At 56.8% G+C, this 13,203-nt stretch carries 9 protein-coding genes; 2 read left to right on the top strand and 7 right to left on the bottom strand.

Annotation, left to right across the window (positions count from 1 at the left end):
* The first annotated feature begins 13 nt into the window (after positions 1 to 13).
* On the top strand, positions 14 to 370 hold the full coding sequence (locus QNK41_RS02945) for a DUF1304 domain-containing protein (protein WP_319253584.1): 357 nt from the start codon (positions 14 to 16) through the stop codon (positions 368 to 370).
* A gap of 199 nt (positions 371 to 569) precedes the next feature.
* Here the strand turns inward: QNK41_RS02945 and QNK41_RS02940 are convergent, their stop codons facing one another.
* The gene (locus tag QNK41_RS02940) at positions 570 to 2,543 is read right to left on the bottom strand and encodes a molybdopterin-dependent oxidoreductase (protein ID WP_319253582.1); all 1,974 of its coding nucleotides are present in this window, start codon (positions 2,541 to 2,543) and stop codon (positions 570 to 572) included.
* Positions 2,544 to 2,956: 413 nt separating this feature from the next.
* Positions 2,957 to 3,943: a DMT family transporter gene (locus tag QNK41_RS02935; protein WP_319253580.1), complete on the bottom strand. Its 987-nt coding sequence runs from the start codon at positions 3,941 to 3,943 to the stop codon at positions 2,957 to 2,959.
* A 175-nt stretch (positions 3,944 to 4,118) separates the two neighbouring features.
* On the opposite strand from QNK41_RS02935, the gene QNK41_RS02930 reads away from it, so the two are divergent.
* Positions 4,119 to 4,976 carry a methylated-DNA--[protein]-cysteine S-methyltransferase gene (locus QNK41_RS02930; protein WP_319253578.1) on the top strand — a complete coding sequence of 286 codons (858 nt, stop codon included), beginning with the start codon at positions 4,119 to 4,121 and terminating at the stop codon, positions 4,974 to 4,976.
* A gap of 23 nt (positions 4,977 to 4,999) precedes the next feature.
* On the opposite strand, the gene QNK41_RS02925 is transcribed toward QNK41_RS02930, so the two are convergent.
* From QNK41_RS02925 to QNK41_RS02905, 5 genes are all read right to left on the bottom strand, one after another.
* Positions 5,000 to 5,341 carry a TraR/DksA C4-type zinc finger protein gene (locus QNK41_RS02925; RefSeq protein ID WP_319253576.1) on the bottom strand — a complete coding sequence of 114 codons (342 nt, stop codon included), beginning with the start codon at positions 5,339 to 5,341 and terminating at the stop codon, positions 5,000 to 5,002.
* Between the two features lie 14 nt (positions 5,342 to 5,355).
* A complete protein-coding gene (locus tag QNK41_RS02920; protein ID WP_319253574.1) occupies positions 5,356 to 6,825 on the bottom strand; it encodes a trimethylamine methyltransferase family protein in 1,470 nt (489 codons plus the stop codon).
* Between the two features lie 208 nt (positions 6,826 to 7,033).
* Entirely contained in the window at positions 7,034 to 8,470 is a 1,437-nt protein-coding gene (locus QNK41_RS02915) for a trimethylamine methyltransferase family protein (RefSeq protein ID WP_319253572.1), read from the bottom strand.
* A gap of 41 nt (positions 8,471 to 8,511) precedes the next feature.
* Positions 8,512 to 10,395: an aldehyde ferredoxin oxidoreductase family protein gene (locus QNK41_RS02910; RefSeq protein ID WP_319253570.1), complete on the bottom strand. Its 1,884-nt coding sequence runs from the start codon at positions 10,393 to 10,395 to the stop codon at positions 8,512 to 8,514.
* Positions 10,396 to 10,920: 525 nt separating this feature from the next.
* A complete protein-coding gene (locus tag QNK41_RS02905) occupies positions 10,921 to 13,041 on the bottom strand; it encodes an ABC transporter ATP-binding protein (RefSeq protein WP_319253568.1) in 2,121 nt (706 codons plus the stop codon).
* Positions 13,042 to 13,203: the final 162 nt, after the last annotated feature.

The following is a 13,203-nucleotide window of genomic DNA, read 5'->3' as shown; positions in this document are numbered from 1 at the left end:
GTAAGGAGAGCTTGTGTCCACCATTGCCAATATCGTTGTCGGCCTCATCGCACTCGTTCACGTTTACATCCTCGTGCTTGAAATGTTCCTTTGGGACAAACCGGCCGGACTCCGCGCTTTCGGCCAGACACAGGAAGCCGCAACCGCGTCCAAGGTGTTAGCCGCCAACCAGGGGCTGTACAACGGATTCCTGGCTGCCGGCCTCTTCTGGGGGCTGAGCCTCGGCGATAGCGGCATCGGCGTGAAGGTGTTTTTCCTTTGCTGCGTCCTGGTTGCGGGTCTGTACGGCGCAGCAACCGCGAGCCGCAAGATTATCTTTATCCAGGCCATCCCTGCGGCCATCGGGTTGATTGCACTCTTCCTCTCATGAGTGCTTGGCCAGGGCATGACCGTTAGCCGTTAGGGATCATTCCGATCTTTTCTATCGTTTATAAGCTGTTGAACCCTTCCATCAAGCGGATCTCCTCGGGCATACGACCTCCACGGTCCGTTCGTGTCAACCGTCGATGGGGTTACTTCAACCCACGGCATGCCTATAGATTCTCTTGTATTGACGTCCAGCGGCCCGATTAATCGCTTTCGGAAAGCCTGGCCTCGGGCTTGACCTTGACTTTTACGGAATTGAATATGGGGCCGCCGCCGATGCCTTGAGAAATTCCGGGGACCAGGGCATTCAATGGCACGCCGTTCAAACCGGTCAACGGGCGCGGTGCCCACAGGGTGCCCGTGGGGACCTTTGCGGTCACCTTGGCACGCAGGGTAACCGTGGCCAGTTCATTGAAAACCGCCACCACGTCATTGTCCTCGATAGACCGCTTGCCGGCATCCTCCGGGTGGACCCAGACGACCTGGGGAATGGGGCCGAACACGTCCGTGAACTGGCTGTGCGTGTAGTTGGCCACCGAACTGTTCAGAAGGACCAACCAGGATCCTGCACGCGGCAGCGCGTGTTGGGTCGGCAGCGGGGTCGATCCGCTATGCGATACCGTCGCCGCCAACTCGATTTTTCCCGAAAGCGTTTGATACACATCCTCTGGCCGCAGCTTCACTTCAAGAACCTCACCGGCGAGAAGTTGCTTCACCCCCCCTTCCTGGTAGGTATGCGCAAGTGTCTTTTCCAGGGCCGCCCACGGGTCTTCGTAAAGCCAGTCGGCGGTCAAGCCCAGCCGCTCAGCGAGTTGCTGCATCACCTGGATTTCATGCCAACTGTCGCCCAACGGCGCAATGGCTTGCTCCGACAGGCGACTGTAGGGATGGTGGTCGGAAATAGCGACGTCCCGCTTCTCCAGGAAGGTGGGCGCCGGCAGAACCACATCGGCACGGGTAGCGGTTTCCGACCAGTGGGTGTCATGCACAACCACGAACACATCCTCACGATCAAGGCCGTGCCGCACGGCGGACTGGTCGGGCAGCGTCATGGCAGGGTTCGACCCGAAAACATAGACGAATTTGAATTCACCGGCCGCCAGCCGCCGACCGATGCCGGTCTGGCCCACCACCTTGCCCCGATGCCCGGACAGCCGTCTGCCGTTGATCGTCGGCCAGTCAATCTCATGCCCTCTCGAATTGCTGTATTGAAACCCCCGGTGAAGCCCCAGCAATGCCGGCAGCAATGCCACGGCCCTGGCTGCCTCCGCGCCCTGCATGGACTTTTGAAGGCCGAGTCCGATCATGAACGCCGCCGGCCGATGGGTCATCAACAACTCGCCGATCTGTGCGACGACATGCCCGGGAACACCGCTTACCTGTTCGACCCGTTCCGGTGTCCAGCCCATGGCCGTTTCAGCATATGCCTGGTAGCCCGTGGTCCATTTGCCGATGAACCCCTGGTCGACACCATCCTTCTCGATCAGGTACCGGGCAATGCCGTAACACAGGGCGACATCGCTGCCGGGCCGGGGCTGGATCCAGATGTCGGCCGCCTCGGCCGTGGGACTTTGGCGCGGATCGACACTGACGAGAATGGCCCCCCGGTCTTTCCTGGCCTGTCGGGCCATGGCCCATATGTGCGACGCACTCACCTTGGCATTGTTGCCCCAGAACAGGATGACATTGGACGCGGCCATGCCCGTCAATGGCAGACCGTAACTCAGCCCGTAATGCAGGCCGATGCCGGTATGCCCGGAACTGCTGCACAGGGCATAATCGGTGGTTGTCGCTCCCAGGGCGGACCAGAGCCGTTTAGCGAAATGCCAGGCCAAAAAGCCGGTGTTCCCCGGATAGTCGTACAATAAAAGGGATTCCCTGCCATGGGTGTCGATGATGGACTGAATCCGATCTGAAACCCGAGAAAGGGCAACATCCCAGGATACACGCGCAAAGGGCCCTGACCCAACGCCTTCCGATTTCACCTGAGGATGCAGCACCCGCTTGTTGCTATACACGCGCTGGGGGTCGCCGTTGCCCCTCGGGCAGAGGAATCCACGGGTTACCGGGTTCAGAGTGCTGCCTCGGGTCGCAATGATTTTCCCCTGGTCCACGGTGACATCCATGAAACAGGTGTCCGGGCAGTCACGATGGCATACGGTTTTGATGGTTTTCAATGGGATTGCCTTTCTGCAGGGAGGTCTATATGCAGGTATTTGCGCTTAAGATTGATGAACTCGTAAAAAGTCACGAAAATGCTGTTTTTGAAATTTGTAAAGCAATAATTTCAGTGTGTTACAGCGATGGAATTCGAAAATTCTGACTTTTTACGAATCCGTCAAGATTGATGCAATCGTAAAAAGCTTTTTCAGGCCCTGCATGGCCATATATCCGAAAGAAAACGGGAAGCCGCTCCTACGAAAAACGGGCCTTCTATTGGGGCACGCTTCCTTAGAAGCCCAATAGCTGCGTTACGCTTCATCCTTTGTCACTGCGTAGTACCGGAAGTACTCCTCATTCCTCAGGATTCGCAAGCCTTGATCTTGGGCTTTGTACAAATCCGTCGGAAATGCGAATTGTTACGATTTTATCAATTTCCCCGTATCAACCCTTTCTGGCGCCTGAACCCCTTGATCAACCGGCCGTCGATGGCAATCAGCCCCATGAAGATCAGCGCCATCCCGCCGAAGGCATTCCACCCGGGCCGCTCCCCCAGCACCACGACCCCTAAAAAGATGGCACTGGCCGGGATCAGGAACGTGACCAGCAGGATGTTGGTGGCTCCGGCAATGGCAAGAACACGGAAATAGATGATGTAAGCCAAAGAGGTGCTGACCGCGGATAGACCAAGCAACGCCGCCCAGGTGGCGGCGCCGGGCGCCAGGTGCCAGGGTTGTTCGACGATCAGGGCCACGGGCAGCATCATGACCGTCGATCCGCAAAGCATGCCGGCAGACACGACCACCGGATCCATGGACTTGAACCGGCGGCCGTAGATAGCGGCGCATGCATACGAGAGTGAAGCGCCGACGACAGCCAGCTGGCCCATCACCTGGATGCCGAAACCGCCCAGGGACTCGATGCCGATCAGCACCGCCACGCCGACCCAGCCAACCAGCACCCCGGCCATGCGGTTGGTTGTGAGGCGCTCCTCGCGCGTCAGCAGGTGTGCGAGAACCACGCTGAAAATCGGGGTGGTGGCATTCAGGATCGAGGCCAGGCTGCTGTCGATATGGGTCTGCCCCCAGACAATCAGGCTGAAGGGAATCAGGTTGTTCAACGCCCCCAGAACAATAAACGTTCCCCACACGCCGGCGGACGCGGGGATCTTTTTTCCTGTCAGCCGCACGACGGCTAAAAGAATCATCGACGCGAAACCCACACGGCACAGCACAATGGTCAGCGGCGTCATCTCTTTTACGGCGACGCCCACAAAGAAGAAGGAGCCTCCCCAGATAACGGACAGAATCAGGATCAGCCCCCATTCCCTGACACCCATGACGGCGTTCACATCCGCGGAACCCGCCTGCTGCGCCGGGGCATCGCCTGAATTGACGGTGGTGCTTATTGATTTCATTGTTAGTGGGCCTTTTTATGATTTCGGGTTGAATGGTTGAGCAGCTGTCAGGGCCCTTATACCCGTTTCATCATCGCTTGGCGACCCGAATATTGCTGGGATAGAGAGCAAGATTCGGGTGGCTATCGGCCATTCACTCCGGTAGGATGGCACCATCACGCTGATGGAGGCAGAAATGAACCCGATTGACTATTCACAACAATCCGAGGACTACCAGCGCATCGAAAAGGCCATCCGTTTCATCGAGAACAACTTCAGGTCCCGGCCGACCCTGGATCAAATCGCAGCGCAGGTAAACCTCAGCAGATTTCATTTTGACCGGCTGTTTAAACGCTGGGCGGGAATCAGCCCGATCCAGTTTCTCGGCACCCTGACCCTGGACTACACCAAACGGAAACTGGCCGAATCCAGGAGCCTTCTGGATGTCGCGCTGGCCGCCGGCCTGTCCGGGCCGGCCCGCCTGCATGATCTGTTCGTTACCTTCGACGCGATGTCGCCGGGGGAATTCAAACGGATGGGCGCGGGATTGGAAATCCGCTACGGATTCAGTCCCTCTCCGTTCGGCGACTGCCTGATTGCCCGAACGGACAGGGGAATCTGCCATCTGGGTTTTGTGGATGGCAGTAGCCGGGCCAATGCCCTGGCCCAGCTCGATGGGGCCTGGCCGGGAGCGGTGCTGGTTGAAAGCCGCACCGACATCAGCCTGATCGCCAGCCGGATATTCAATCCGGAACCGGTGGATGGATCACGTCCGTTTCACCTGCAGCTCAAAGGAACCAACTTTCAGGTCAACGTCTGGCGGGCGCTGCTGACGGTGCCCGCAGGCAGTTTTATCACCTACCAGGACATCGCGGGCTATATCGGACGGCCCAGGGGCTTCAGGGCAGTGGCCAACGCCCTCGCTATCAACCCTGTCGCATACCTGATCCCCTGCCACCGTGTCATCGCCAAATCAGGCTCTATTCATCGATACCGCTGGGGAGCGGCGAGAAAGAAAGCCATGGTGGGGTGGGAAGCCGCCGGGGCAAGATAGAAATATTGGGAAAGGGTTGGCAATCACTCGTGCCGGGACGCGCAGGCCACGCACAACGCTGCCTCCGGCATGGCCATCAGCCTGGCAAAGGCGATCGGTTCTTCACAATCCCGGCAAAGGCCGAAATCTTCAGAGTCGATGGTCCTGAGTGCTTTTTCCAAAAGGGCGCGGGTGGTCCGGGCTTTTCTCAGGGCCGCCTCATTGATGCTCTTGCTGTTGATGGCTTCCATGCGGGTGAGCCGGCCGATGGCATTGTCCGGTGAAACCGGCACAGAACCGGCTTTGAAGGCAGCGATGTTGCCACCGGTCAATTCGATCCGATTGCGGATATGATGCGTCAGTTGAACTTTCTCGTCTTTTGTCATGGTTCGTTACCGGATCAGCCTTTTTCCATCCGGGCCAATATCTCCTTCTCCCCTTCCCGTTTCAGCCGCTGCACTTCTTCGAGGATGTTGCCGGCCAGGGGTTCGGGCTGGTGGGTCTCCACGATCTTGCGCACCTCGTCGCGGACGCGATCCTCCATGGTCGGCTGGCCGGCCGCCTGCCAGGTGGCGATGGGCTGCCGGTTCAACAACCTGGCCTGCCACAACTCCTTGCGCAGATGAGCCACCGTATGCCGCTGGGCCAGGAAATTACCGCCGGGCCCCACGGCGTCGATAACGTCGCGGGCCAGGGTGTCCGCATTCACGGTGATGCCCTCGACGAAGCGCTTGGTCATGCCGATGATTTCGTTACCCATGACCAGCTGCTCGCAGGAACAGGCCATGCCGCTGGCCATGTAGCCCACGTCGTGTATCAGGTTCAAACCCGCCAGCGCCTGGCTGAAAATGGCGAAGGTGCTCTCGATGCCGGCCTGGGCATCCAGACGCTTGGCATCGGTGGCGCCGGCCAGGCCCCATGTGGGCAGGCCGAATGACTGGGCCACCTGGGCCTGGGCCGCCAGTCCCAGGCTCCCTTCGGGTGCACCGAATGCCATCAGGGCGGTGGCCATGTCCAGAATGCCGACGTTGCCGCTCATGGAAACCGGGCAGCCGGGGTTGCGCAACTGGGCCAAGACGATATGGATCAGGGATTCGGCAGTAATTTGGACCACGGTGCCGGCCAGGGTCATGGGTGATGTCGCACCAGGCTGGGCCGTGGCACCGGGCACCTGTGGCATGGTCCGGTCGGCTGCGATAAAGATACGATCCACTACCTCCTGGGGAAAAACAAACGGCGAAATCGCCTCCGGATAGAGCAGCACGAAGGGGCGTTCTCTCAGCCGATCGGCCCCACCGGCCACGACAGCCGCCATTTCAAAAACATAGTCGCATCCCAAAGGGGTGTAGCCGATGAACACCATGGGTTTGCTGGTGTTGGTGACCACCGCTTCAAACTCGTACAGGTCGGCCACCGCTCCGTTGACGTCCTGGGAAGAACCCATTGGCATCACGAAGTCGATGTTGGGCAGGGCGTCGGCCACTTTGGCGCCGATGGCGATATCTTCGACCCGCGTTTCGTGGTATTCGCCGGTGAGGGCATCTTTGGTATTGGGGCTGGCTGTTGACGTACTGTAGTGGCTTTTTCGTCCCTCCACCTCCATGGCCCGGCGGCCGCATCGGTCGTAGATGGTCCACCCTTTGGGGACAGTCGCCAGGCAGCCTTCGACGATGTAGCGGGGAATCTTCACCCGTTCATCCTTGACGATGGCACCGGCACCGGCCAGCATCCGCCGGGCACCCGCATGAAGACATTTGAACCCCGATTTTTCGATCACTTCAAAAGCGGCCTGGCGGATTTCCCAGACCTGGTCATCGGTCAGGACACGCATCTCAATGCTGCGGGTTTGGGTTTGTGAGGTTTGAATCATCGTTTGACTCCATTATTGATTGTCCATCCCTAAATCGCATCTTTTGGCCCGGGCCTGTGTTCTCGCTCCTTTGAAATCCTCGACATAGTGCTGCTACACCTGCGGTTTCAAAACTGCTGCGGCCTTGGCCTGAAGCAAAATATACCACTTATGGATGGACAATCGTTGAATGTTATTTTCTTCAAAGAAAAGTCACAGCCCATTTCTCTTATCTGTAACCGCTGACCAGTGCAGCGATGGCGCCGGCCATCTTCTCTTGCATGGGTTTTACGGTGTGGGTTTTCAGAATCTGGTTCAACCGCTCATGGGCGCGGTCCAGGAGGCTGGTCCTGCCTTCCGCCGACCAGCGCTCATGAGAATTCCGGCAAATCAGCCGGGGACGCCACTGCGTGCTGCGAAGGTGTTTGAGAGTGTGGGGCTGGGTGAAAAACTGTCCCTGTCGGCCCCCCTGGCCGATTACTTCCACCGCCAGATGGTCGTCGTCGACGACAATGCCCTTCTGGATCCGGCGGATCTGGTCGATTACCTCATCCATGATCACAATCATCTCCAGACTGCCGGTCAAGCCGAAATCCAGGTAGCCCACGTCGTGGTTGAGGTTGGAACCAGCGGCGGTGGACAGGTAGGTGAGCAGACCGGCCTCGTATGTGGCCTGACCATCGGGTATCTGGGCATCGCTGGTGCCGGCATAGCCCCAGTTGGGGATGTCGAAGTAATGACTCATCTCCACCATGCCCATATAGGCCATGAGATATTCGGGTGCGTTGTAGGAGCACTGGCTGGTGGCCATGTCCAGCACGGCGGCACCCATCCCCATGAGAAAGGGCGCGCCCGGTGCGGTGAGCTGGTGGACGACCAGACCGAAAAAACATTCGGCCAGGCCCTGAACCACGTGGCCGGCCACGGTCATGGGCGCGGTGGAGCCGGCGATGGGAGCCGGGGAGTAGATCACCGGCATGCCCGTTTCCGCACAGAAGATCAACTTGTCGATACTCTTAAAGGGGTGTTTGAGCGGGCTGATGGGCTCGGCATACTGGACCCAGTAAGGCTTTTCACGCAGCTGCGGTTCGCCGCCCCTGAGAATCTTGGATATTTCCCACATGGCCGACAGGTCGTCGCGGCTGTCCGCCGTATTGACGATGGGTTTAATGGAGTTGGCTGCCATGGCGGCAAAGCTTTCCACGTAGGCCCGATGCGCATCGATGTCGTGGGGGTGGGCAAAGGACATGATAAAATCGATGTTGGTCAGGGCGTCGCAGACCCTTGCCGCCCGGGCGATGTGTTCCAGGCGGGTATGCGTCCGCGCCAGGGTCTTGCCGTCCACGTGGTACATGAGATCGGAGCCGGTGCCGAAATAGGCTCGCCGTCCCCCCAGATCCATCACATGCTCGCCCTCCCGGTTGAATATGGGAATGTTGGCCGGTGCACTGTCCACCGCTTTTTCCACCAGCGCGGTGGGAATGGTGATCAACCCGTCCGCATCCTGCCGGCATCCAGCATCCTTGAGCAATTTCACGGCGCCGTCATGCTGCAGGCTCATGCCGGTGTGTTGCAGCACCTGAAGGGCCGCGTGGTAGATTTTTTGCCTGTCCGTATCCGATAGAAAGGTCAGCGTGGGTGAGAAGGCATTGGGTTCCAGGTTCATGGTTGATTTTCCTTTTCGGTTGGCCGCAGAGATGGTGCCGTTTAAAAGGTTGAGGATGCGGGATCACCGGGTTCGATGCCCAGGGCTGCCAGTGTTTCCTTCAAAGGGCATCCCTTTTCGTCCCAGCCCATGGCCGCGTAGAATTCGAGAAGCATCTGGGTCATGACCGTCTGAGTCAGCACCGTGTCTCCATTTAGAAAAAACATCTCGGGGAGGCGGTCTTCATCCATATCCGGGGCATGCTTGAGATTGAACAGACGCTCCAGGGCCGCAATCCGATCCCCGATGTGAAAGAGGTCATCGGCATACAAGGGCAATCCGGTGATGGCCGAGGCGAGTACCGCTTCATTTTCCAGGTCGAAGGCGCCCAGCAATGACAGGGTAGGCACCTTGCACAGCCCCAGACTGTCCACAATGATGTTCACCAGCACGGCACGGCGCACCAGCCGGCCCTTGCCGGCTGGTTTTCGCCTGTTCACGGAATCGGCAGACCCGAATACATCGGCACCCTTTTCCGCTGGCCAGCGGTGCTCAAGGGAGGCGTATATATTGTTGTAATCGCCACCTCGACTGGATACGGCATAGCCCAGTGCACTGCCCAACATGGCCGCAGGATGGTAAGCGGTCAACTCAAGTCCTTTGACGTGGGCGGCATATTTCCAAGAATCTTTACCGATGATCACTGCAGCCCGTTTGACGCCCTGGGCCAGGATTCCGCCCAATCCCTTACGGGCCGCCATCTGGCGGATAAGGGCCTCCATGGCCGCGGCATCACCCCAGGCCAACGCCATGCCGTCCGTATCCGCGCCGGTGAGGATACCACGGTCGAACAGGTCCATGGCAAAAGCGATAGCCGTTGCCGCCGAAGTAGAATCCATTCCCAGGCGCGTACACAGGTTGTCCAGACGGACGACGGCCTGCAGATCCCCCAGACCGCACTTTGATCCCAGGTTGATCATGGGCTCGAACTCCGGACGGGTGGCCACCTGCCCTTTCAACGGACCTTCTTTAAATTTTAGGTCGGCTTTGCACTGTACGGGGCAGCGATAGCAGCCGCTGGAGCGCACCTTGTCCTCGATGAGCTTGCAGCCATCCACCTGGTCCACCATCTCAAAGCGATTCTGCCGGTAATTGCGGGTGCCCATGACGCCCAGGTCATCGGCCCACTTGATGTAGCCGGCGCCACCGTAGCGGGAGAAGATTTCGCAATCCGGGGACGCCTTGATCTGTCTGACGTATTGCTTGACCACGCTGCCGATAAGCTGCCGCCGATCGTCGAAGGGCTTGCACCTGCCTTTATCGATGACCACTGCCTTGAGTCGTTTGGCGCCCATGACCGCACCCAGACCGGTCCGACCGGCCGCATGGTCTTTTCCGGCGACGATACAGGCAAAGCGCACCCCGGACTCACCGGCAGTGCCGATGGATAGGATTTTAAGATTCCCCTGGGCCAGGTCCCCGGCGATACGGTCCTGAGTGTCTATGGCGTCCAGCCCCCAATAGGGTGAGGCCTCCCTGATTTCAACGTTGCGTTCGGAAATGTAGAGATAGACCGGCGTTGATGACCGTCCCCGGATCACCAGGCTCAGGATACCGGTGGATCGCAGCCAGGCACCGGCATAGCCGCCCACATTGGAACTTCCGATCAACCCGGTGAGGGGCGACAGGGCATTGAGGTGGAGCCGGGAGGCCGTGGGTGCCCGGGAACCGGTGAGCAGGCCGCATGAAATAACAAGGATGTTGTCCGGCCCCATGGGGTCGGTGCCCCTCGGCAAATGCTCGAACAGGTAACCCACATTGAATCCGCGGCCGCCCAGGAAACGGCCGACCAGTGAATCGGGTATCGTTTCCCGGGTAATTGTGTGGTCATTCAGGTCGGCCTTGAGAATATCTCCGCATATCACGGACTGAAGTCGGTCACGCATTGCAATCTGGCTTTCCGGCCATCTGATGGTTAACCAGTTAGAATTGATGAAAGGATGTTTACCCGGTATATACAGCCAGAATCTAATATGAAGCGGCAACCACAAAGTCAAGGCCAATTGTTGGGCGATTCACGCCTTGATCGTCGATAAACGCTTACTGCCGATCAAAAAGGCCTGCCAACGGTTGGAAGCTGTGAGCCTGAGAAAAACCCTTGCCGGTGGGCTGGACGACACCTGCATTTTGTTGGTGTCGTTTGAGTTACCCTGTCAATGCACCGGTGTCGGTTGTGGATTATTTTTTCAATCGGCGATGTGGATACGTTTGGGGGCAACGTTGAGCCCGATACGATGCAGGCCGCTGGATGGACCGGAAATGGAGGTTTGGCGTTGGCAGACTCGCCCGAATAGATCGTCAAACGGAACCGTGATTAGCCATAGCACACAATGGCGCAACGGGTGGCAACGGACCCGGATGAACGGTGGCGGGAAGGCCCTGCAATCTTTAAATCCCCGCTCGGTGAGCGGCTACAATTTCTCTGCCGCCTGCGCTTTATGCAGCCGTTCCGATTCATTCGGAACATGAATTACGGGCGCCACCTTTTTCAACTCTTCAAGCGGTATATGACATTTGATGGCATGTCGATCCACCACAATTTGCACCGGCGGCATCTCATTATCACAAATATCACCGATTCTTCGATGGCAGCGGGTGCTAAATGGGCAGCCCTTGGGTGGATTCATTGCACTTGGCAGGTTTCCTTCCAGAACGATTTTTCGTTTAGTCACTTCAGGATCGGCAATCGGTACCGCTGATAATAACGCCTCCGTATAGGGGTGATAGGGAGGGGCAAAGACCTCTTCCGTCGACCCTCGTTCAAGAATATGGCCGAGATACATGACGACAATTCGATCCGCCAGGTAACGCACAACACTCAGATCATGGCTGATAAAGAGCAGGGTGGTTTTATGTTTGCGCTGGATATCCATCAACAGCTCAGTCACAGCCGCTGCTACGGAGACATCCAAAGCCGAAACCGGCTCATCAGCAATGACGATACTCGGGTTCCCGGCAAATGCCCGGGCAATACCGATACGCTGCTTCTGGCCGCCGGACAACTGCCGAGGTTTTCTGAAATAAAAATCCCTGGGCAGTTTGACTGTATCAAGCAATTTCATGACCCGATCAAAAATTTTCTTTTTATCGGTCTCAACACCAAATTGTCTGAGAACCCGTGATATCTGTCCACCGATGGAATGACTCGGGTTCAAGGTGTCAAATGGATTTTGAAAAACCATTTGCAATGAGCGGATCTGATTGGTGGAACGATCCCGAACCTTTATGTCTGAAATATCTTTACCATTATGGCGTATCTCTCCATCGGTTCCTGTCTCTAATCCCATGAGAACTTTGGCAAAGGTTGATTTACCACAGCCGGATTCACCGACAATGGCGACCGTTTCACTTTCATGGGCTGTAAAATTCAGTTCTTCATTTGCTTTTACAAAACGAGAACGTTTACCTGAAATCAAGGCCATCAAGGAGGTATCTTTTACCTCGTAGTATTTTTTCATGTCATCGACATCAAGGACTTCTCTGCCGATCTTGAGTACTTCCTTGGCTTTATCGCCGGGCAACTCGATTGCATGGTCAATAAGTTTATAGCGTAAACAGCGCACACGATGGTCGGGTGCGCTGCCATCAACATGCTCCATTTTAAAGTGTGCTTTATCGCACAACCCCGGTTGGAAATGATCACAACGGGGAGCGAAATAGCAGCCGATAGGTCGTTCAAAAGGCAGGGGCAGTTGCCCCCGGATCGGCTTAAGGGGAGCCGCATTTTTATCGGCGGTCGGCAAAGGGATACAGGAAAAAAGGCCGTGAGTATAGGGGTGTTTTGGCCAGGTAAAAAGCGAATTAATGGTTCCTTCTTCTACAACCTCACCGGAATACATTACAAATACCCGGTCACACGTCTCTAAGATCAAGCCTAAATTATGGGAGATATATATCTGGGACGTGCCGAACTTTTTGCTGATATCTGCAATCAAATTGACAATCCCGGCTTCCACGGTCACATCTAACGCAGTCGTCGGTTCATCTAATAATAACAGAGATGGATTAGATAAAAGCCCCATGGCAATGACGACGCGCTGCTGCTGTCCGCCAGATAGCTGATGGGGATAAGACTCCATGATCCGTTCAGGATCGGGCAGCTTGACATCAGTCAGCATGTTTACCGATCTCTTGCGTGCGTCCCCCTTGGAAATGTTTTCATGGGCCAGCGGCACTTCCATCAGCTGTGTGCTGATCTTGAGGCTTGGATTCAAGGAGGCAAACGGTTCCTGATAGATCATGGCGATTTCCGAGCCGCGAATCCGGCGCAGTTCATCCTCGGACAACTGGGTCAGATCGCGGCCCTTGAATGTGATGCTGCCGCTTTTAATGCCGCCGTTGGCACCCATGTACTGCATGATCGCCATGGCAACCGTCGATTTACCACAGCCCGACTCTCCGACAATACCGATGGTCTCACCCGGCTTAACCGTCAAGGAAAAATCGACTACGGCAGGTATCTCTCCTGCCCGGGTATAATATGAAATGCAAAGATCTTTACAAACCAGTATAGGTTCTTGGTTGTCATTCACAATTTTTTACCTTTTACCCACGCTGAGCGATTCCCATTTTGGTATAATAAAAAAGTATTACAAAAAGTATGGGTTATGGCACGTCGCGACTTCAAACTGGAAAACCCGTGGGGATTGCCGATCTTACCGCAGTTACGGCGCCAGATATCTTCCCTCATAGGC

This window comes from Desulfosarcina sp. (genome assembly GCF_033791525.1).
Classification (GTDB): domain Bacteria; phylum Desulfobacterota; class Desulfobacteria; order Desulfobacterales; family Desulfosarcinaceae; genus Desulfosarcina.
Note: the sequence above shows the minus strand (reverse complement) of the source record. Positions and strands in the feature narration are given on the sequence as shown.

Excerpts from the sequence above, each read along its gene's own strand:
- QNK41_RS02935 (WP_319253580.1), bottom strand. The coding sequence starts at position 3,943 with ATGAAATCAATAAGCACCACCGTCAATTCAGGCGATGCCCCGGCGCAG.
- QNK41_RS02930 (WP_319253578.1), top strand. The coding sequence starts at position 4,119 with ATGAACCCGATTGACTATTCACAACAATCCGAGGACTACCAGCGCATC.
- QNK41_RS02925 (WP_319253576.1), bottom strand. The coding sequence starts at position 5,341 with ATGACAAAAGACGAGAAAGTTCAACTGACGCATCATATCCGCAATCGG.
- QNK41_RS02920 (WP_319253574.1), bottom strand. The coding sequence starts at position 6,825 with ATGATTCAAACCTCACAAACCCAAACCCGCAGCATTGAGATGCGTGTC.
- QNK41_RS02915 (WP_319253572.1), bottom strand. The coding sequence starts at position 8,470 with ATGAACCTGGAACCCAATGCCTTCTCACCCACGCTGACCTTTCTATCG.
- QNK41_RS02910 (WP_319253570.1), bottom strand. The coding sequence starts at position 10,395 with ATGCGTGACCGACTTCAGTCCGTGATATGCGGAGATATTCTCAAGGCC.